This window comes from Collinsella sp. HCP3S3_E11 (genome assembly GCF_052067375.1).
In the GTDB taxonomy this organism is placed as follows: domain Bacteria; phylum Actinomycetota; class Coriobacteriia; order Coriobacteriales; family Coriobacteriaceae; genus Collinsella.
The window spans coordinates 28,762-50,175 of record NZ_JBQHQI010000012.1; the positions used below are offsets into that span (position 1 = coordinate 28,762).

The 21,414-nt window shown below is 58.4% G+C and carries 17 protein-coding genes; 5 read left to right on the top strand and 12 right to left on the bottom strand.

The window, feature by feature from the left end:
- Positions 1-147: 147 nt before the first annotated feature.
- On the bottom strand, positions 148-1,422 hold the full coding sequence (locus ACTM86_RS07265; RefSeq protein WP_427719788.1) for a class II D-tagatose-bisphosphate aldolase non-catalytic subunit: 1,275 nt from the start codon (positions 1,420-1,422) through the stop codon (positions 148-150).
- 144 nt (positions 1,423-1,566) lie between these two features.
- Positions 1,567-3,039: a PTS fructose transporter subunit IIC gene (locus ACTM86_RS07270; protein ID WP_441016594.1), complete on the bottom strand. Its 1,473-nt coding sequence runs from the start codon at positions 3,037-3,039 to the stop codon at positions 1,567-1,569.
- Between the two features lie 409 nt (positions 3,040-3,448).
- Here ACTM86_RS07270 and ACTM86_RS07275 point away from each other — a divergent pair, with 409 nt between their 5' ends.
- Positions 3,449-4,459, top strand: coding sequence for a LacI family DNA-binding transcriptional regulator (locus ACTM86_RS07275; RefSeq protein WP_441016591.1), 1,011 nt, complete (start codon positions 3,449-3,451; stop codon positions 4,457-4,459).
- A gap of 129 nt (positions 4,460-4,588) precedes the next feature.
- On the top strand, positions 4,589-5,572 hold the full coding sequence (locus ACTM86_RS07280; protein WP_441016588.1) for a DNA/RNA non-specific endonuclease: 984 nt from the start codon (positions 4,589-4,591) through the stop codon (positions 5,570-5,572).
- Positions 5,573-5,700: 128 nt separating this feature from the next.
- Here the strand turns inward: ACTM86_RS07280 and ACTM86_RS07285 are convergent, their stop codons facing one another.
- The 4 genes from ACTM86_RS07285 to ACTM86_RS07300 all read right to left on the bottom strand — a co-directional run bounded on the left by ACTM86_RS07285 (position 5,701) and on the right by ACTM86_RS07300 (position 10,529).
- Entirely contained in the window at positions 5,701-7,776 is a 2,076-nt protein-coding gene (locus ACTM86_RS07285; RefSeq protein WP_154517778.1) for an elongation factor G, read from the bottom strand.
- A 297-nt stretch (positions 7,777-8,073) separates the two neighbouring features.
- Positions 8,074-8,838, bottom strand: coding sequence for an amino acid ABC transporter ATP-binding protein (locus ACTM86_RS07290; RefSeq protein ID WP_427719752.1), 765 nt, complete (start codon positions 8,836-8,838; stop codon positions 8,074-8,076).
- A gap of 38 nt (positions 8,839-8,876) precedes the next feature.
- Entirely contained in the window at positions 8,877-9,530 is a 654-nt protein-coding gene (locus ACTM86_RS07295; protein WP_233502679.1) for an amino acid ABC transporter permease, read from the bottom strand.
- Positions 9,531-9,668: 138 nt separating this feature from the next.
- Complete coding sequence (locus ACTM86_RS07300; protein ID WP_427719754.1) at positions 9,669-10,529, bottom strand: transporter substrate-binding domain-containing protein; 861 nt, start codon at positions 10,527-10,529, stop codon at positions 9,669-9,671.
- 337 nt (positions 10,530-10,866) lie between these two features.
- On the opposite strand from ACTM86_RS07300, the gene rlmD reads away from it, so the two are divergent.
- On the top strand, positions 10,867-12,315 hold the full coding sequence (gene rlmD, locus ACTM86_RS07305) for a 23S rRNA (uracil(1939)-C(5))-methyltransferase RlmD (RefSeq protein WP_441016585.1): 1,449 nt from the start codon (positions 10,867-10,869) through the stop codon (positions 12,313-12,315).
- Between the two features lie 63 nt (positions 12,316-12,378).
- Here the strand turns inward: rlmD and ACTM86_RS07310 are convergent, their stop codons facing one another.
- The 5 genes from ACTM86_RS07310 to tilS all read right to left on the bottom strand — a co-directional run bounded on the left by ACTM86_RS07310 (position 12,379) and on the right by tilS (position 19,120).
- Entirely contained in the window at positions 12,379-13,200 is an 822-nt protein-coding gene (locus ACTM86_RS07310; RefSeq protein WP_154517764.1) for a phosphatase, read from the bottom strand.
- 165 nt (positions 13,201-13,365) lie between these two features.
- Positions 13,366-14,550: a pyridoxal phosphate-dependent aminotransferase gene (locus ACTM86_RS07315; RefSeq protein ID WP_441016583.1), complete on the bottom strand. Its 1,185-nt coding sequence runs from the start codon at positions 14,548-14,550 to the stop codon at positions 13,366-13,368.
- A 185-nt stretch (positions 14,551-14,735) separates the two neighbouring features.
- Positions 14,736-16,883: an ATP-dependent zinc metalloprotease FtsH gene (gene ftsH, locus ACTM86_RS07320; RefSeq protein ID WP_441016580.1), complete on the bottom strand. Its 2,148-nt coding sequence runs from the start codon at positions 16,881-16,883 to the stop codon at positions 14,736-14,738.
- Between the two features lies 1 nt (position 16,884).
- Complete coding sequence (hpt, locus tag ACTM86_RS07325; protein ID WP_154517754.1) at positions 16,885-17,433, bottom strand: hypoxanthine phosphoribosyltransferase; 549 nt, start codon at positions 17,431-17,433, stop codon at positions 16,885-16,887.
- A gap of 148 nt (positions 17,434-17,581) precedes the next feature.
- Positions 17,582-19,120 carry a tRNA lysidine(34) synthetase TilS gene (gene tilS, locus ACTM86_RS07330; RefSeq protein WP_441016577.1) on the bottom strand — a complete coding sequence of 513 codons (1,539 nt, stop codon included), beginning with the start codon at positions 19,118-19,120 and terminating at the stop codon, positions 17,582-17,584.
- Positions 19,121-19,168: 48 nt separating this feature from the next.
- Between tilS and ACTM86_RS07335 the strand changes: the two genes are divergently transcribed.
- Positions 19,169-19,978 carry an MBL fold metallo-hydrolase gene (locus ACTM86_RS07335; RefSeq protein ID WP_441016574.1) on the top strand — a complete coding sequence of 270 codons (810 nt, stop codon included), beginning with the start codon at positions 19,169-19,171 and terminating at the stop codon, positions 19,976-19,978.
- A 101-nt stretch (positions 19,979-20,079) separates the two neighbouring features.
- Here ACTM86_RS07335 and ACTM86_RS07340 read toward each other — a convergent pair whose 3' ends face one another.
- Positions 20,080-20,511 (bottom strand): Hsp20 family protein, encoded by a 432-nt coding sequence (locus ACTM86_RS07340; RefSeq protein WP_427728790.1) that lies wholly within the window; start codon positions 20,509-20,511, stop codon positions 20,080-20,082.
- A gap of 274 nt (positions 20,512-20,785) precedes the next feature.
- Between ACTM86_RS07340 and ACTM86_RS07345 the strand changes: the two genes are divergently transcribed.
- Entirely contained in the window at positions 20,786-21,256 is a 471-nt protein-coding gene (locus ACTM86_RS07345; protein WP_441016571.1) for a hypothetical protein, read from the top strand.
- Positions 21,257-21,414: the final 158 nt, after the last annotated feature.

A 21,414-nucleotide genomic window follows, 5' to 3' on the forward strand; every position in this document is an offset into this window, starting at 1 on the left:
AGCGAGCGGGCAGCTGCCGTGGCAAGGTGGTGCGAAAGAGGAGCGAAGCGTACTTTGGTACGCGAGCGACGGCTTGAGCGCCAGATTGCCCGGCAGATGCTCGCGCAGCGTCGACCGGTCCGGCGTTTGTCAAAACGCCGGAACTACCTAGTCCTCGAGAGCCTTCTCGATGCGGCTCGTGACGCCCTTGAGGTTAAGACCGACGACGTACTGCTTAATCGGGCGCTTGATGTGCTCGATCACAAAGCGCTTGCCGTCGATGTCCTGGGCAGCGAGGTTGCGATAGAGCTTCTCGACCTGCTCCTTGACCTCGGGATCGTTGAACGCGTAGTGGCCGGAGACATCCAGAATCTTCAGGCTGAGCTCGTCGTCGGCCAGAATGTCGTCAACCTGCAGGTTGACATCATCGCCGGTCATCCACTTGCGCCAGCGCTCGGTCTTGATAGCCTTGACCAGCAGCGTGTGATACAGGTCGGAGGGATCGTCACACAGGCCGTTGTCGACCAGAATCTGCTCGGTAGCGCAGAGCTTGAGGTAGGCGCGGGTCTCCTCGGTGCCGTACTGAGGGGCGACATTGGAAGCCGTCACGTGAGCCGGAATGTGCTCGAGCAGCGTCGCGTCGTCCAGGTAGTCGGCGTTGTGCTCCTTCAGGCCCACGCCGTAGCGCTTTGCCATGTCGGCGAGCTCGCGGGCGTTCTTAAAGTTGTAATGGCCAACCTGCTCGGTCCAACGGGTGAGCGTACCGGTCTGGCCGACGATAAAGGTGGGCATGGGGCAGCCGCGCTTCTCGAGCTCGGGCTGCAGCTGAGAAATGAACTCCTCGTACTTATCGGTAGAGGTCAAGCCGCCATTGGTCTCCTCGGTACCGACCTCATAGGCGACCTCGGGCAGGTTATGCTCGCGACGGTACTGCTCAAGGTAGTCGATAAGATCGATCGTGCGGCGAAGCACCACGTCGAGCGGAATAACCTTGCCGATCTGATAGGGGTCCTTGGTGGGGTCGACCATCAGCAGGTCAAAGCCTGCCTCCATGTCGGCGACGAAGGACTTGCGGGCGAGCTCCATGGCCTCGTCCTCGGGCAGGTGGGCGTTACGCTCCTCGTCGCGCTGCCACGGACCGCCGTGATCGCGGCACAGGTAGTACGGGCCGGTGTAACCCACCTCGTCGGCAACCTTCTTGATGTCGGCGGCAAAGCGCTTCTGGTCCCAACCGTTGACGTAGCCGGCGCCCATCTCGTCCATATCGACCTGGTTGCGGCTGGCGATAAACATGGGCGGGAAATCCTCGTCCTTGGCAAGCTCGAACACGGCCTGAATCAGGTTGGGGCTCATGGGGCCAATGCCGACCATGGTTGCGTGATCGCCGCTATCCTGCAGCTTGAGCATGCCCTGAACGGCCTGGCGGATGGTGAGGTTGGACATTTTGTTCTCCTTCTCCAGAGGATTTTTGACAAAAGTTCCCTGGGACCCAGATGCGGGCCCTATCAGTACGGATGGATTTTGTTGTGTAGGGGCGGTTGTGCGAAGTCAAATCCATCCCTCCGCACAACCGGAGTCCTTAAAGGTTTACTTGGCCTGCTTATCGAGCGTGGGCTTCATGGCAATCAGGATTGCAGCGGCGACCACGGAGCCAATCACGATGTCCAGGCAGAACAGCGCGACGTTGTTGGTGGCAAGGGCGACAATAAAGCCACCGTGCGGGACGTAGCAGTCGATACCCTGGAAGGCGGCAAGCGCCGCACCCACGGCAGAACCGATGCAGATGCCGGGAAGGGTGTGACCGAGATCCTTGACCGCGAAGGGGATAGCGCCCTCGGTAATACCGATGCAGCCCATAAACAGTGCGGAGATACCCATCTGACGGTCAGCGTCATCGAACTTGTTCTTGGCGATGAGCGCAGCGAGGCCGCAAGCAATCGGGGGAATGGCGACAGCGACGCGGAACATACCGTTGGGGCCGTAGATGCCGGAGGCCATGATGGCCATGGTAAAGGTCGAAGCGGTCTTGTTGACGGGACCACCCATATCGAAAGCGGTCATAACGCCAATGACCAGGCCCAGGACGACGGCGGAGCCGCCCTGCAGGCTACCGAGCACGCTGGTGAGCCAATCCATCACAAAGCCAAGCGGCGTGGCCAGGATGTAGATGTAGGCCATGCCCAGGACGAGCGAGGTCAGAATCGGGATGATCAGGATCGGCATGATGGTCTGGATGGTGTTGTTGACCTTCCAGGTCTTCATCCAGCGGACAAAGTAACCGCAGATGACAGCCATGATCATGGCGCCCAAGAAGCCGGTCGAAACGCTGTTGCCACTCGGGGTGACGACGGCGTTGTTGACCAAGTAGCCCAGGACAAAACCGGGGGCAAGCGCGGGCTTGCCGGCCATCGAGTAAGCGATGTATGCCGCAAGCACCGGAATCATCATAGAGATGCCGGCCATACCGATGGTGTTAAGGCTCACCATCAAGGGGTTGGTGACCTCCATGCCGTTAGCACCGGCAGTACCGGATGCCAACGAGAAGGCGAGGAACACGCCACCGATAACGACAATGGGGATAAAATAGGAAACGCCGGTATTGAATGCATTGAGCAGCGTCTTGCCAGGATCGGCAAAGATAGACTGCTTGGACGCCGGTGTCGGGGCCTGCGGGGCAGCGGAGACGGCCTTCTTCTCTGCCTTGGCCTCGGCCTTGGGCGCGTCAACGGCGCCACCCGTCGCCTTGATAATCTCAACAGCCTGGTCGATGATCTTGACCGGATCGGCGATCACATCGGAAGTACCGACCTTGAGGAACTTGCCCTCGGCCATCTTCTGCTCAAAACGGTCCTCGTTCTCGACACCCACGTCGACGGACTCCAGGACCAGGTCGGCGGAGTCCACGTCTTCCTGCGTGAGCTCATTCTCGATACCCAGGCCACCCTGAGCCTCGACCTTGCACTCGATGCCACGGGCGGCGCATTCATCCTGAATCGCCTTCTGGGCCATATACGTGTGGGCGATACCCACGGTACAGGCGGCAACGCCTACGATCTTCATTGCTTCCCTCTTTTCATAGAGTTGCGTGCGCAAGACACCGTTTGCGGAGGCCTCCGGAGCATCCCCTGCCGTTTGGACTTGCTGTCTTTTCGACAAGACCAATATAGGTGCTCGTTTTTTAATACCAGCTTATTTCGGTAAACGCGCAGGTCAGAGCGTTGGTTATGCAATTTAGTTATGCGTTTAACCAAAAATGAATCCTGCGTTTTTGATCTCTTTTTTAAAAGTCAAGAAGTATTTAGATTTCTCGGTAGACGGCAGGCTTGCATAACCGCCACGAATTTCGGACCCCACGGATACGGTATTGTTGCATACTCATAAAAGGGCGAAAGGACAGGCAGAATCGTGTGCCCGCAACCCGAACGTGAACCACCGCGCCAAACAACGCAATTTGTCGGAAGGAGTCGCTGTGACCAAACAGCGCGTTACGATCGCAGACGTCGCCCGCGAGGCGGGAACTTCAACAGCCAGCGTCTCGTATTACCTCAACGACAAACGAGACAAGCTCAGCGACAAAACGCAGGCAAAGATCGCGCGCGTTATAAAGGAGCTGGGATACGTCCCCAACGCCCAGGCGCAAACACTCACCGGCAAACAGACCCGCGTCATCGCCATCATCATCTTGGATAACACCAACAAATGGGCGGGCCTCGTCCTCAACGGCATGGAGCAGGTCATGCTCCCCGCGGGCTACCAGACGGTTGTTTGCACGAGCAACTTTAACCCCGAGACCGAGCTCATGTATGTCGACAAAATGCTCTCGCTGGGCGTCGATGGCTTTATCATCCAGCCCACGGCAAACTTCAAAGCCGTGCACGACCGCATTAGACGCGCCGGCAAGCCGGTCGTCTTTTTCGATGCGGCCATCTATAGCCCAGGTACCAGCTGGATCAAGACCAACCTTTACGACGGTGTGTACAACGCCACGCAGGTACTCCTCGACGCCGGTTACGAAGATTTCTTTTCCATTGCCGCCAACATGACCGAAATGCGCACCCGCATGGAGCGTTTTCAGGGGTATGTCGAGGCGCTGGCAGCGAACGGACAGCTCTACAAAGCGATTTCCATCGACCACAACAAGCCGTCGGTCAGTGAGCTTACCGAGTACTTTAAATACAAGCTCAACCCCGCCAAGCGAACCCTTATCTTCGTGCAAAATCAGTGGGCACTTCCCCGTGTCTACAAGGCCCTCCAGCCCATGGCCCATCTGCTTCCGCAGCAAATCGGCCTTTTGGGACTCAACTGCGAAGACTGGACCAACCTCACCACGCCGACCGTCTCCACCATCATCGAGCCCGTCGACCAGGAAGGCAGAGAGGCGGCCGAGATGCTCCTCGCGCTACTCGATGGTAGCAGCACGCCCGGTGAGCAGCGTATTCTCGAATGCAAACTCAATTGGCTCGGTTCTACCTCGATCTAGCCATACGTCAAATATGAGGCAAATGAATCCGTAGCGTTTGTCCCAAATCTTAAGTATTTGTTCGATAGAACGGCCCTCGGCGGCTCCTGCTAGACTGGTAGACTCCCAACCGTCCGTCCAGGAGTCACCATGTCGCGCAAGTCCGCCTACAAGCAAGCACTTTCTATCGGCACCGCTGTGGTGCTGGGGTTTGCGCTGTTTACGGGATCGCTCGACGGGGCGCCCAGACTGCTCTCGCCGCAAAGTGATGAACAGGCGGCGGCTCTGGCCGAGAAGCAAGACGAGAGTCCCAGCCGCACCGACGACGAGGCAGACCTGGTTGCCCGACTCGAATCGGGAACGGCAAACTCCACAGACTCCCAAAACAGCCCGAACTCTGGCGACAAGCCACATTCCGCCGCAACCGGCACCGGTGACGACACTTCCACAGACAGCCCCGCCACCCCCATCGACGAGGTCGAAAACCCCAATCTCGACCGCGCCCGCGGCGTATACCTCAGCAGCATTCCTGACTACGCGGGCAACCCCTATGTTGCCCTGCGAGCCGACAGCACGCACCCGTTGGGCACACCATCATTCACGCTCGATGAATACGAGCACGCCGCCGAAGAGGGCTGCTTTAAAAAGTTCTCCAAGCTCGACAGCCTGGGCCGCACCCGCAAAGCGCTCGCTTGCGTGGGCCCCGAATCGCTCGGTCAAGGCGAGCGCGGCGATATCTCGCGTATCCATCCCGCCGGATGGCGCCAGCAGCGCTACGACTTTATTCCTGGCCAGAGCCTCTACAATCGCTGTCACCTCATCGCCTGGTCGCTCTGCGGCGAAAACGCCAACCGCAAGAATCTCCTCACCGGCACGCGTTATCTCAACGAAACGGGTATGCTGCCATTTGAGGAGCAGATTCTCGGCTACATCCGCGAGACGGGCAACCATGTGCTCTACCGTGTCACGCCCATGTACAACGAAGAGGAACTCGTCTGCCGTGGCGTGCGTCTTGAGGCGCAATCGGTCGAGGACCACGGCAAGACCCTGTGCTTCCACGTGTACTGCTACAACCTGCAGCCGCATGTGCAGATCGACTACGCTACCGGCCGCAATCAGGCCTCGGGAGACTAGGGCCGGCCAAGCTGCCCCAAAACTTAAAATGAATCGTTTTCCTCCATCCCCCAGGGATCAAAAAGGGCCGCCTGGATTGCCCAGAGCGGCCCTTGCATCGGCATGTATGTTACAGACAACGCCCAACGCTACTTGGCACGGCCCTCCTCATAGCGCTCGACCAGCTTGGCCTGAACGTCATAAGGCACCTGCTCATAGCCCGCAGGCTTCATGGTAAAGTCGCCCGTGCCGCGCGTGATGGAGCGCAGACGCGTCGAGTAATCCGTCAGCTCGGCGAGAGGCGCCTGAGCGATGACCACGGTGTCTCCGCGCTCATCGGTCTCCATACCCGTCACGCGACCGCGCGAGGCCGAGATGTCGCCCATCACGGCGCCGGCGTAGCTCTCGGGAATAGTCACCGTGATTTCCTCGATGGGCTCCAGCACCACCGGGTCGGCGTCGGCGCATGCCTTGCGCAGGCCGATGCGAGCCGCCGCGCGGAACGCCATCTCGTTGGAGTCGACGCTGTGATACGACCCGTCGTACACAGCCACGCGAATGCCCGTAAGCGGGTAGCCGGCAATGATGCCGTCCTTCATGGTCTCCTGAACGCCCTTGTCCACGGCAGGGATCAGCGAGCGCGGAATGCGGCCGCCTACGACCTCGTCCACAAACTCATAGCCGTCGCTCGTACCGTCGGGCCCAATGAGCGGCTCTACGCGCAGCCAGCAGTCACCATACTGTCCGGCGCCGCCGGTCTGCTTCTTGTGGCGGCCCTGGGCAGTTGCCGTGCGGCGAATGGTCTCGCGATACGGGATGCGAATCGGCACGCTCTTGGCCGCGACCTTGGTACGGTCCTCAAGACGATTGAGCAGGACCGAAACCTGCGCCTCGCCCACCGCCGAAATGATGGTCTGGCCGGTCTCCTCGTCGCGGTCGATGCTCATGGTCGGATCGGCCTTGCATGCCTTCTCGATAAACGTGTAGAGCTTCTCTTCGTCGCCGCGGTTCTCGGCCTCGATGGCGATGCGGTACTGCGAGTTGGGGAACTTAAACGCCGCAGCCTCGACCTTGCCGGTAATCGAGAGCGTATCGCCCGTCTCGGCCGCCAGCTTGGGCGCCACGATGATATCGCCGGCATAGGCGTGACCGACCTCGGTCATGTCGCGGCCGCACATCACATACAGGTGAGCCAGACGATCGCTCTTGCGGGTGCGCGCGTTGATCAGCTCAAGGCCCGGCTCAAGCGTGCCCGTCAGCACCTTGATGAAGCTGATGCGACCCTGCTGAGGATCGGCCAGGGTCTTAAACACAAACGCCACCGGGCGGTCATCGTCGCTCGAGATCTTGAGCGAATCACCGTCGATGAGCGGCATTTCACCATAGTCGGTCGGCGCCGGGAAGTACGTGGCGATGTCGTCCATCAGCGAGTTGACGCCCTGCTCCTTAATGCAATCGCCCGCAAAGACCGGCACAAAGATGCGCTCGGCGATCGCCTTCGACAGCAGGCCTTCAAGCTCCTCCTGCGTCAGCGTCTCCTCGCCTTCCAAGTACTTCATCATCAGTTCGTCGTCAGCCTCGGACACCAGCTCGCACAGATGGTCATGGGCCTCCTCGGCCTGGGCACGATACTCCTCGGGAATCTCCGACTCAACGGCTTCGGCGCCGTTGCAATGGCGCGCCTTCATGCGCACCAGGTCAATGATACCGTCAAAGTCCTCGCCCTCGCCCCAGGGAAGGGTCACGGCGCCCAGGCGCGTGCCAAAGCGCTCCTGCAGCAGGTCCATCGTGGTCGCAAAGCTGGCCTCGGAGCGCGACAGGCGGTTTACGAACACCGCACGCGCCAGACGCAGGTCCTCGGCGGCATACCAGAGCTTAACCGTCGTAGGCTGCGGGCCGGCCTCGGCGTCGACCACAAACAGAGCCGTCTCGCAGACGCTCATCGCGGCAAAGGCGTCGCCGATAAAATCGGGGTAGCACGGGGCATCGAGCACATTGATGCGCGCACCCTTCCAGTCGATCGGCGCAATGGTCGTCGAGATGGAAAACGCACGCTTGACCTCTTCGGGGTCATAGTCGAGCGTGGGCTTGGTGCCGTCGTGGCCGCCCAGGCGGGCGGTCTTGCCGGAAAGGTGGAGCATGGCCTCGGCGAGTGAAGTCTTGCCCACCCCACCTTGGCCTACGAGCACCACGTTCCTTACGTTACCGGTCTTGGGAGCACCCATGATGACCTCCTTGCAGGGCCGCGCGCAATGCGCGACGCCAACGGGGAGAGTTCGCGGTCGATGCCGTCCCGGGAGCAGCATGGTCGGCAGCCGATCCGGCTCACCCTCCAAATGTCCTATGCCACCACCCTACCCTCGCGGGCGACTGTCCATGCACACCTTTCGGCGCACGTATGAATACGGGCGGCGAGAGGAGGGGGCAAACGCCTGAGGCGGTTATTAAGTCCCATCGGCGCAAATAAAAACCGCCGCAGGCCATAAGACCTGCAGCGGTTTCGCCTCAATGTCTACTTGAGCCTAGCCCTCGATACGGCTCAGGAACTCGCGCGTTCGCCGTTCGCGCGGATGGCCGATAACCTGCTCGGCAGGACCCTCCTCGACAATGCGACCGCCGTCCATAAAGACCACGCGATCGGCAACATCGCGCGCAAACTGCATCGCATGGGTCACGATCACCATCGTCATATTCTGCGCGGCAAGGTCTTTAATGACGCGCAGCACCTCGGCCGTTAGCTCGGGATCGAGTGCCGAGGTCGGCTCATCGAAGAACAAGATCTCTGGATCGAGCGCCAAGGCGCGCGCAATACTCACACGTTGCTGCTGACCGCCCGAAAGCTCGCATGGCACCTTGTTCTCGTTGCCCGTAAGCCCCATCTGCGCGATCAACTCACGCGCACGTGCTTCGACCTGCTCGCGCGGGCGCTTGAGCACGCGGATCGGAGCGTCGGTAATGTTTTTCATCACGGTATAGTGCGGGAACAAATTGTAGTTCTGAAACACCAGGCCAAAGCGCGAGCGCGCCTGCTTGGGCACATCGCCTTTCGCATACACCGTGCCCGATCCCGCATCCGTCGCAACGGCTAGATCACCAAACGAAAGCGAGCCGCCGTCAAGCGTCTCGAGCAGCGTGGCGCAGCGCAACAGCGTTGACTTACCGCCGCCCGAAGGTCCGATAATCGCCACGACCTCGCCGCGCTTTACCTCGAGCGAGATATCCTTGAGCACCTCATTGCCACCAAACGCCTTGCGCGCGCTCGTTATATTCATTACCGTTCCGGACACGGGAACCTCCATGTGTTTGAAAAGCACGACGGAACAGGCTAGTCGTGGTAGTAGTCAAGTCGCTTTTCGGCGGCGCCCAGCAGCATCTCGACCACAAAGTTAAAGACCCAGTAGATCAGTGCCGCAATCGCAAACGGCACCATGCTCACTTGAGAGGCAACCAGTGCCTTGGCCGTCGAGAACATCTCCCCCACGCCGATGGCAAACGCCAGCGATGTGTCCTTGACCAGTGTGATGATCTCGTTGCCCATCGCCGGCAAAATGCGCTTGGCGACCTGCGGCATCACAATGTACAAAAACGTCTGCAGGCGTGAGTAACCCAGCACCTCGGCGGCCTCATATTGACCACGCGGGATAGACTGCAAACCCGAGCGATAGATCTCGGCAAAGTAGCCGGCATAGTTGATGATGAATGCCACAACGCACGCTGTCCACTTGGAATCGGGCGTGAGCGAAATACCAAAGACGTAATACGGAGCAAAGTAGATGGCAAACATCTGCAGCATGAGCGGCGTACCGCGCATGACCGAAATGTAGATGCGCGCAATCCAACGCAGCGGCGCGATTTTGCTCATACGCATAAACGCCACGGGAATTCCCAAGGGAATCGAGCCCAACAGCGTGAGCACAAACAACTGCAAACTGACCAAGAAACCCTGGCCAAGCATCTGCATCATGACCTGAATAGACAACCCAAGCTCTCTTTCACAGCAACAGAACAGCAGGTGTTAATTGAAATAGGCACAGTGCCCAAGATTGCGAGCGACAAGCCCGACGAAGCGTACTTTGGTACGCGAGGAGGGTTGGAGCCGCAAGGTTGGGTGCTGTGGCTATTTCAAAACCCAGTTATCGAAGGACAGGCCATAGCTCGCATACTTGTCGCACAGGTCCTTGACTGTACCGTCCTCATAGAGCGCCTTGAGCGACTCGGTCACGGCGTCGGCCGACTTGGTGTCGCCCTTTTTAAAGCCAACGGCGTAGTGCTCGCTGGACAGCGGCTTGTCAAGTTGCGTATAGGCATCGGGCTTGGCGGCAAGCTGATACTGGGCGATCGAAAGGTCGCAAGCCACCGCATCGACCGCGCCGCTCTCGAGCTGCATAAAAGCCGTGTTGTACTCGCCGATGGTATCGAGCGTGGCAAACGTCGCCGCCAGATCCTTCTGGTCACCCTCTAGCACATCCTGTGCGGCAGAATCGGTCTGGGTAATCACGGTCTTGCCGGCAAGGTCGTCCCAACTCTTGATGCCCGCATCCTTCTTGACCACCAGCACCTGCTCATTGAGCATGTACGGCTCGGAGAACGTGTAGTCGTCCTCGCGGCCCTCCATGGTAAAGCCGTTCCAGATGCAGTTGATGGCGCCCGAGTTGAGCAGCGTATCCTTGGCGTCCCAGTCGATGGCCTCGTACTTGACCTCCCAGCCCTGCTTATCGGCAACTGCCTTGGCCAAATCGAGATCAAAGCCGGTGTACTCGCCATCGTCGCCCACAAAGCCATACGGAGGATAGGACTTGTCAAAGCCCACCACGAGCTTCTTAGACTCCACAACGCCCTTGGCGTCCTTTGCCGCGGCAGAGCCGGCAGTGGAACCCTTGTCGGCACCACCGCCGCAGCCGACAAGACCAAGGCCAAGCACCGTGGCGAGCGAGCCGGCTAGACCAACAAACTGACGACGAGACATATCGGTATTCATGGTATTCCCCCTTGATGGCACTTTAGCTAAGTAAAGTGAGTCATGTAACGTTCAGAATCATACACTTTAGCGTGATAGAGCACAAGGCGAGTTTGCCCGCCGCGTGAGGGGTGTGGGGTTAAGTTTCTTGCTCTACAGTCCTGCTCACGACGGAGAGCACATTAAGTGCTCTCCTGTTCGTGCGGAACTCGCGATAAACTTAACCCCCACACCCCTCACGCGGCGGGCAACCGTCGTTGGGCTTATCACTGACACGATTAAACCGCTTGCATATCGTCTGCTGGCTTGGCACGGTACAATACTTGCAGCTTTAATTCATGAATTAGTGGAGTTATTGATGGCAGAATCTCGTGCGGAGCGTAAGGCTCGTCGTGCTTTGATCGAGGCGGCTGAGGGGTCGGAAGAGAAAAAATCTTCTAAGAAATCCAAGTCGTCTCAGGACACGAAGGGTAAGTTGGCCAAGGGCAAGGCTAAGGCCAAGCGCCCCAGCTTTCGTCGGGGCGAGGATAAGGCGCCTCAAGCTCGTTCCAAGCGCTCGCATAATGAGTCGTCCCGGTCCGCTCATAAGGCCGTTGATCCCAAGTCGCCCTGTTCCATCATGAAAGCTTGCGGTGGATGCACGGCGCTCAACAGGCCTTATAAGAAGCAGCTGGCGGCCAAGCAGGCTGCTATGGATGAACTTTTTGCTGCTCTTTGCGAGCGTGAGGGCATAACCGTCGATCCCATTCGCGGTATGGACGTTACTCTGGGCGACCCGGGCAAATATCCTGCGCCGCGTGGTTTTCGCCATAAGGCCGCCACTCCCTTTGCCCCCGGCAAAGGGGGCGCTGTCCGCTGCGGCTTTTTTGAGCGCGGCACGCACAGAATCGTCGCTGTTCCCGAATGCCCCGTCGAGGCACCGGGAGCCCGTCAGATTCTTAACGGCATTGCGCGTGAGGCCGAGCGCCTGCACATTCCCGCCTTTAACGAGGACAAGCATCTGGGCCTGCTTCGCTATGCCGTCGTTCGCTGCGGCTGGCGCACCGACCAGATCATGATCACCCTCGTTACCGCCCAGCGCGACCTGCCGCATGCGCAGGAATTCTTTGAGGCCATCGCCGCACTCGATCCGCGTATCGTCACCGTCGCCCAAAACATCAACGGACGCCCTGGCAACGCCATCCTGGGTGAGGAAACCCACATCGTGTATGGCGCTGAATGCATGCGCGATCAGCTACTCGGCTGCGAGTTCGATATCTCCCCCACCGCGTTCTACCAGACCAACCCGCAGCAGACCGAGCTGCTCTACCAGCTCGCTATCGACGGTATGGATCTGCACCAGGGCGATGTTCTCATGGATGCCTACTGCGGCAGCGGCACCATCGGTCTTTGCGCAGCTAAAGAAGCTCAGAACAAGGGCATCGGTATCATGTTACTTGGCGTGGAGCGCAACCCGGCGGGCATTGCCGACGCACGCCGCAACGCCGAGCTCAACGGTCTTACCCGCAGCGCCTGGTTTATGGCCGACGATGCCACCGACTACATCCTAGATGCCGCCGACAACAACGAGCGCATCGACGTCCTTTCCATCGATCCGCCGCGTGCCGGCTCTACCCCCGAGTTCCTCGAAGCCGCCTGCGCGCTTAGACCTCGCCGCATCACCTATATCAGCTGCAATCCCGTGACCCAAGAGCGTGACCTGCACCAGCTCCTCGACGGTGGTTATCGCCTGCTCAAGATCACGCCCGTCGACATGTTCCCCCATACCGACCACACCGAAACTGTAGCGGTCCTCGAGCGCCGCTAATCCACCGGTACAAGAAGGGGGCGACCCGTCTGGACCGCCCCCTTACTTGGTTTATGAACTCCGCTACATCCTCTTGCGCAGGTCACACACGCCGGCTGCCGCCATCTCGCGCAGTAGCGTCTCGCGATCGCGCGTCACGATCAAATCCAGCGGAAAGTGAATCTCGTCGAGCATCTTGCGCGCTTGGTCGAGCTTACCAATTGCCATACCAATGTGCGCATCGGTCGAGACGCCAATTCCCACGCCCAGCTCGGCGCACCGCTCGGCAATCTTGCGGCACACGTCCCAATGCTCGGCATCCGCGCCATGCTCAAGACTGTGATTGTTGATCTCGATGATCTTATGCTTAGCCTTAGCAGCAAGCAACACCTCGTCGATATCGAACGGCACGCCCGATCGACCCGTATGCCCCAGCATAAACACCTTGGGGTGCTCCAGAGCATTGATATACATCTCGGTCGTCTGGGCCAGCGTCGCGCCTTCAGCGAACTGCGGATTATGCACGCTTGCAACCAAATAATCCAAATTACGCGTAACCCGATCGAACAGCGAATGCTGACGGCTGTACGAATCGCCGGCAATATCGAGCGTGACAGGAGTGTCCTCACCAAACAGGCTTCCGTCCAGCGAAACGATATCGGCCTCGGCGCCACGCAGCACCAACACGCCGCTCCAAATGCGCGGCCATATATCCTGGTTGATAAAGAACTGGTAACTGCGCAGGTCATTGGGGCAAGCCGTAACCATAGAGCTCAGATGGTCGGCAGATCCAAGCACCTGCAGGCCACGCTCTGCCGCCCAGTACACATTCTCCTCAATGGTCGAATATGCATGCGCAGAGAACATCGTATGGGTATGAATGTCACAGGAAAGCAGGTAGGGCATCAGGTCTCCTTATCTGGTATGGCCGTCGCGTATATTCATTGTACGCATAGCCTTCGATAGTCGTAAAACCGCTCCATCCCAAAGACACAACGTCCATGACAACGGGGTCCGGTTTAACACCAAACCCCGTTTCACGTAAAACATTGTAGGCAGAGCGCTCTGCTTTTAACGATACTCGTCCGCCAACTGTTTCCAAGCGGGTAGCGAATTGATAATCGTTTCGTAACTCACGCAATAACCCAAGCGGAACCAACCCGACATGCCAAAGCTATCCGAAGGCACCGCGAGCAACTCGTACTTCTTTGCACGCTCGCAAAAAGCGTTTGCGTCGGGCTCGAGCGCCTTCACCCACAGATAGAAAGCGCCGTCCGGCTCAACGTAGGTGTAGCCGTACTCCGCCAATGCGTCGGTGAGCGCCGTTCGGTTGCGAGCATAGGCTTCGACATCACTCGGCTCATCGATGCAGTCGATAATCACGCGCTGGAAGAGCGCCGGTGCGCACACAAAACCCAGTGTACGGGCGGCACCGGCGACGGCCGGCATAAGGCGAGCAGCCTGCGGATTGGTGTTGGGAACCAAAATCCAACCCACACGCTCACCCGGCAGCGACAGCGACTTGGAATACGAATAGCACACGACGGTGTTCTCGTAGATTGAGGGTACCCAGGGCACCTCGGCACCGTACACGATCTCGCGGTACGGCTCATCCGAGATGAGCATAATCGGATTCTCGGGATCACGCTTGGCATTGACCTCGCGCAGAACATTGGCCAGTCGCGTCAGCGTGTCGCGCGTATATACGGCACCGGTCGGGTTGTTGGGCGAGTCGATAATGACGGCCGCCGTCTTATCAGTAATCGCCTTGAGCACGTTGCCCACGCTCAGCTGGAACGTGTCTTCATCGGCGGGTGCCTCGACACACGTACAGCCGGCCTTCTCAATCCACACGCGATACTCCGGAAAGTACGGGGCGATAACAATGACCTCGTCACCGGGATTGGTAACAGCGTTGAGCGTGCAGGTGAGCGAAGCCGCCGCACCCACGGTCATAAAGACATCTTTACCCTCATAGCTCGTGCCAAAACGACGGTTGAGCGACTCGGCCACAGCGACACGACATTGCGGCAGGCCTGGTGCGGGCGTGTATCCGTGCAGTTGGTCGCTCGGCAGCTCCAAGGCCTTTTTGATGGACTCCGCCACGGCAGCGGGCGCCGGAACACTCGGGTTGCCCAGCGAAAAATCGAATACGTTCTCCGCACCGATCTGTGCCTTGCGTTCAAGTCCATAGCTAAAGATCTCGCGGATGATAGAGCTTTCCGCGCCGCGAGCAAACATGGTTTCGTTGATCATCTGTTCCCCTTTCGCATAGGCGGTATTGTACGCTTTAGTCAAGCAAAGTACCGCAGCAATGTTAATTGGGGACAGGCTTAAATGCGTGAAAACGCTCATTTAAGTCTGTCCCCAATCAACAGATGGCCCCATATCGCTCAAAAAAGCCTCCGCAGGTTTCCCCGCGGAGGCTCTCACGACAAAGATTACTCGTCGGCCTCGGTGTCGCCATCGGCCTTTTTTGTGTCAGCAGCCTCGACATCGTCAGCGCTATCGGATGCGACTTCGGCATCCTCCTGCATGGCCGCCTGCGCAAAAGCTGCGGCATCAGCCGCCAGCTCCTCCTCGCTCATACGAGGCGTGCGCTTTTTGGTCGGCACGCCGCCCGCCTTGGCGTTGCGCTCCTCCTTGGCTGCCAGAATGTCGCCCTCGCGCTCAAGGTAGGCATCCCAGTCGTTGTCGAGCAGGGCGTTCACGGCGTCGCCTTCGACGGTCTCGCGCTCAAGCAGCACCTTCGCCATCAGATCGAGCTGATCGCGACGGGCATCCAAAATCTCAACAGCACGGCGATGGGCCTCACGCATGATGCGCTGAACCTCGATATCGATGCGGCGCGCCGTCTCCTCGGAGTAATCCTGGTGATCGGCATAATCGCGACCAAGGAACACCTGATGCTGCGCCTCGCCAAACACTTGCGTGCCCAGCTCCTCGCTCATGCCCAAACGCGTAACCATCTCGCGCGCCATCTTGGTCGCGCGCTCCAGATCGTTGCTCGCGCCCGATGTAATGTCATCGCACATGAGCTCCTCGGCAACGCGACCGCCCAAGAACACGGCAAGCTCGTCGAGCATCTCGTTCTTGGTCTTGAGGAAGTGATCCTCCTGCGGAAGCTGCAGCGTATAGCCCAGAGCCTGACCGCGGCTGACAATCGAAATCTTGTGAACCGGATCGGAGTGCTCCAGGATGTGACCCACCAGAGCATGACCGCTCTCGTGGTAGGCAATCGTGGTGCGCTCGGCTTCGGTCATCACGCGCCCCTTGCGCTGCGGTCCTGCAATCACGCGCTCCATCGATTCTTCGACCTCGTCCATCGAGATCACGGAGCGATGACGGCGAGCGGCAAGCAGCGCGGACTCGTTGAGCAGGTTTGCCAGGTCGGCACCGGTAAAGCCAACGGTCATCTGGGCGAGCTTCTCAAACTTAACGTCCTCATCCATTGGCTTGTTCTCGGCATGCACGCGCAAGATCTGCTCGCGCCCCTTCACATCCGGGCGGTCGACCGTAACCTGGCGGTCAAAACGACCGGGGCGCAGCAATGCCGGATCCAGAATATCGGGGCGGTTGGTCGCGGCGATCAGGATGACCGATTCGCTTTCCTCAAAACCGTCCATTTCGACCAGCAGCTGGTTGAGCGTCTGCTCGCGCTCGTCGTGACCGCCGCCCAGACCGGCTCCGCGCTGACGTCCCACGGCATCGATCTCGTCAATGAAGATGATCGACGGAGCCTGAGACTTGGCCTCCTTAAAGAGGTCGCGCACGCGGCTGGCGCCGACGCCCACGAACATCTCGACAAAGTCAGAGCCCGAGATGCTAAAGAACGGGACACCGGCCTCTCCGGCAACGGCCTTGGCCAGTAACGTCTTACCGGTACCCGGAGGGCCCACCAGCAAAACGCCGCGCGGGATCTTGGCACCCAGCTTGCGATAACGGTCCGGATCGCTCAAGAAATCGCGAATCTCTTCGAGCTCCTCAACAGCCTCGTCCACGCCGGCAACGTCTTCGAACTTGACCTTGGGACGCGTAGCCTCGTTGGTCTTGGCGTTGGTCTTGCCAAACTGCATGTTCCTATTATTGGCGCCCATCATCTGGCGCATAAAGTAGAACATGATGGCGATCAGGGCAATCGTCGGCAGTACGCTCATCGCCAAGTCGCCCCAAAAATCGGGGTCGTTGGTGTTGACGATGTACTTAGTGTCGGGATGCTCCGCCATGAGCTCGGCAAGCGAATCGGAGCCGACATAGCTCGAGGAAAAGCTCTTGAGCTCACTCGTGTCGCCCTTGTCCTTTTTCGCCTTCCAGTAATGACCCGTCACGCTTCCGTCCTGAACCGTATAGGTCAGATCTTCGACGCGATCCTGCTTGATGGCGCTCACCATCTCGCTCGTCGCGAGCTTAACGGTATTGCTGGAGCTGGCAAAGCCGGAGCCCATATTAAAGAAGGCATAGCCCAGAAGTGCGCAAGCCAAAAGAAAATACAGCCAGCCCGTACGTGTGGGTTTCTTGCCTCCGGGCATCCCCGGAATCTTAGGGTCCCGGGGTGTCTGGGAATTGTAGTCGTTACGGTCGTCGGGCATCTTACGAATAAACCTCCGGTTTCAAAATGCCCAGATACGGAAGGTTACGATAGCGCTCGGCATAGTCGAGGCCGTAGCCCACCACAAAGGCATCGGGGCAATGGGTTCCAACATACTTGGGCGTAATGGCCGAGATGCGGTCCTCAACGTCCTTCCACAGGAAGGCGGCGACCTCCAGAGAAGCGGGCTTGCGGCTCTCAAGGTTCTTCATCAGATACTTGAGCGTCAGGCCCGAGTCCAGAATGTCTTCAACGATCAGCACGTCACGACCGCGGATATCGATATCAAGGTCTTTGATGATACGCACGATGCCCGAGGACTTCACACCGTCGCCATAGCTCGAAACGGCCATGAAATCGATATTGGTCGGCAGCTCGATCTTGCGCATCAGGTCGCCCATAAAGACCACGGCGCCGCGCAAGACCGCAATCAGCACCAGATCCTTACCCGCGTAGTCGCGCGTAATCTCCTCGCCCAGGCGAGAGACGATACCGTCGATATCCTCCTGCGTAAACAGAACCTTCTCGATATCCGGATGTTGAGAAGCCATGACAACCCTTTCTTGTGCTTAATCGCCCACACACCGCCGTATGGACGCGAACTACACATTCTAGCAGCGCACGGGGTATATTTTCCAGCCCGTGCACCATCAGCGCGGGAATACCGTCAACGCCGCACAGAAAAACTGGTGCGAGGGGCTAATCCGCGTCAACCACGCGAAGCAGATAGGCCACACGCGTCGCCGCCGTGCACTTAAAGCGTTCGTCCGCGCGAACTCCGGCGACCCACACCACGACACCCCCCGGTGCCGTCCTTACCACGGGCACCCCGGTGCGCTCGGAAACGGGAATACGAGCCTCGCACAACAAGTCGGATACCTTCTTGCTTCGGCCACTCATGCCTAACGGGCACATCACGTCTCCCGGTGCGGGACCGTCCACCCACAGGCGCGCCAATCGCCCCTCGGCAGGAATCTCGCCGCGCGAGCCCGCCAAGATCCGCTCGCTATCGCTGTTGGCAAAACCCAGGGCAGCCGCGTCCACCAAAGCTGTCACTTCCCCAGCAGCCGCAAACTCACGGGCGCGGCGCACGATATCGCATCCCGGCTCAACGGCTATCGCTTCTGTGACCAGCATACGTCCCCCGCCCAACGACATACGGCCGGGTATGGTAATCCAGTCCGCAACCAAGCCCTCACGAGCCGCCGGCGCCTTAAACGCCAGCATGCCAAACTCGACACGTGCGTCAATCCCCGCCGGAAGCGTAACCGAACCCGCACCCTCGGCAACACAGGAGAGGACTCGCTCCACATGGCGCATCTCTGGGCGAGCGTCCGGATCGATGCGTTTAATCGCCAGTCGCACGATGCGCCGCGCGATTACCACCTCGGCCGCAGCAAGGCGTCTGGCATCAAGCACCAGCGCGCCCGCTGCCTCTTTGCGCAGGCAGCTTCGAAACGCCTGTGCCGACAACTGGGATAGAAACGCATCCTCATCACCCAAGATCTCACAGGCGGCACCAATCGTCTTGCACACGCTCGCATTACGCTGCGCCAGCACTGGCATTACCCGGTGGCGAACGTAGTTTCGCAGATACGAGATATCTTCGTTGGTCTCGTCCTCGCGCCACGGCTGACCATGCACCTGCAGATAGCCCACAAGCTCGCCATGAGTTAGGTCGAGCAAGGGGCGTACCACAATATTCCTTCGGCGGGGAATGCTCGAGAGCCCCGCAGGGCCCGACCCCTTAATGGCGTTCATCAAAAATGTTTCCGCGCGGTCTGAAGAGGTATGGGCAGTGCAGATGCGCGCCGCCGTTCTCGGCGCCCCCATCTTGGCACAAAGCTCGCGAACATACCTTCGCGCCGCGGCATAACGCACCTCGCGCGCAGCCGCCTCGATATTGCCCGACTCCCCATCAAAATAGGCGTGCTCCACGCACAGCGGCAAGCCATACTGTGCGCAGAGCTCGCGCACAAAGGCCTCGTCGCCGTCGGACGCCTTGCCTCGCAGGTGATGGTTTACATGAAGCACATGTAGGCGCTCGCGAGCAATGGGGGCAACGCCGCGTCCATCTTGGATATCCAGCTTTGATGTGCACGCCATAAGAAGCAGTGCCGTCGAGTCCGCACCGCCTGATACCATGAGCACCACAGGAGCAGCCTGCTGCCTCGTCCGGGTCTCATCGACTGCCCCGGGTACGGCATGGTGTCCGTAATGCTGTGATACCGTTGGCATTCGCTTCCTCCTCTATTCGTCAGCACTCATTGTATCCTTTGGAATCTTATGTCTCGCCTGCACCTTCATATCCTCGGCAGCGGCTCTAAAGGCAACTGCGCACTCATCGAGGGCCCGCAGGGGCTCATTATGGTCGATGACGGACTGTCCCGCCGCGAAACACTCAAACGCATGGCTGAGCTCGGCCTTTCGGCAGACGACGTGTCCGCCCTTGTTGTCACCCATGAGCACAGCGACCACATTAAGGGGCTTGAGGTGTGGTGTAAACATTGGAACGGACCGGTCTTTTCCAGCAGGGGCACGCTCGCATCAAAGGAAAGCCTTGCACATCTGTCTGTTGAGGAATTCGACCCAGGTGACGCCCTCTCTATTGCCGGGGTCCACATTCAAACGTATTCGACATCGCACGACGTCGTCAATCCTGTCGGCTACCGTTTTGATGCCCAGGGTGATTCGGTTGGCTTTGCCACCGACACCGGCGAGTTGTCGAAGCATGCCATCGATACGCTCAAGGACTGTCGCATTCTCGCGCTTGAAAGCAACCACGATGTAGCCATGCTGCGTCAAGGAGACTATCCTCGCTTTCTTCAGGAACGCATCCTGTCTGCAAAAGGGCATCTCTCCAACGATCAGGCCGCCGATGCCGCACGCGCGCTGGTAACCGATCGCACCGAGCAGCTTATCGCGATGCACATTAGCCAAGACAACAATCGCCCAAGCCTTACCGTCAAAAGCTACGCAAGCTCACTTGGGGCGACACTCGACAACGAGCTTGGTAGCACCGCCACCCGCATTGAGGGGCCACATAAACTCACAATACGTCCCGCCGGGCAATATCGGCCCATGACCATTCAGTAGGCTGTCTCAAATATTCAGTAGGCTGTCTCAAATAGAAAAGGGGGCCGGGAATCGCTTCCCAGCCCCCTTAGCTCAGGCACCGATGTTAATGGCCGATAACGTTAGTCGATGAAAATCTTCGTAACGTTCTTCTTTTCGACAATCTTAGGAACCGTAACGGTAAGGATGCCGTCAGCATACTTTGCAGAAAGGCCCTCGCTCGAAGCATCCTTCAGGTACACACCGCGCGTCGCACTGTAAGAGCAAAACTCCTTCTGCAGGTAGTTCTTGTCCTTGTTCTCTTCGCTCTCCTCAACATTCACGCTAATGGAAAGACGACCCTCATTGAGCTCAACGTCGATGTCGTCCTTTGCAACGCCGGTCAAATAGGCCTTAACCTCGTAACCGTCGCCCTTGTCCTCAACATCAACGGGAAACGCCTTGGAGGCGATCGAGTTGTTTGCCAGATCGGTCATATCATCAAACAGATCGAACAACGAGCTAGCAGAGGGACGAACACCAAAAACCGAACGATAAGGAACCATGCTTGCCATGACTACCACTCCTTTAAGGGACTGCCGAGCCATCTTCTAGGTGGCAGGGACTTCTTTTGACGCTTTAATATATGCCCATCCATTTCTTATATATACATTTTGATATAAAGTTTTTTGAGTCTCTATCTATAAACATATCTAAGTCTATGTGACTAAGGTCTAATGAGGTCAAGCTTCTTTGAACCGTGCCTTAAATACCAAATGTGCCCTAGCTAAACAAAGCTGGGGCTTACAATGAGCGTATACACAATATTAATGACAACCTAAGGGCATCATGGACGATCAAGCCTCCGACAATTCGTATGATCAGATGCAGAACGATAAATCAACCTATCCGCAGACCATACGCTACCATCGTCCCCATATTTCCCAAGAGCCTATTGACGACACAGAGCCTGAATATGTAACTCGCAATCGTTATCAAACCCTTGAAGAATCTCAATCAGGTCGCAAACATATGGGCGTCGCACCGAGCGAATCGGCGTATCTCAAAGATGCCCCCTTATCCAAAAACAGCGCATGCAACCAGGAGCAGGCCCAAACACCCGCTAAGCAACAACGAAGAGAGCCTCGCCCTAAGCAGACCCTAACGCATTCTGCCCGCTATTTAGAGACGCCGAAGCAAGGAAAATCGATATTTATATCGTCTAACAGACGACGCAAACAGCACCGGCTCCAAATCGCGCTCTTGATCATTGCCATCGCGGCAATCGCGCTGGTCATTCGTTTTATTTTCTTCAAATAGAAAAGACAATTAAGCCGTAGGGGCTTTAGGTTTACAACGCCCAAACGAAAAAGGGGGAGGCCGCGAGGCCTCCCCCTTCTCGATTCTCGATGACGGCTCGGTGCCGTCCACCGGTCAGCGGCGCCCTGGCCTCCCACGGGCTGGCCCCGCAGTACTCT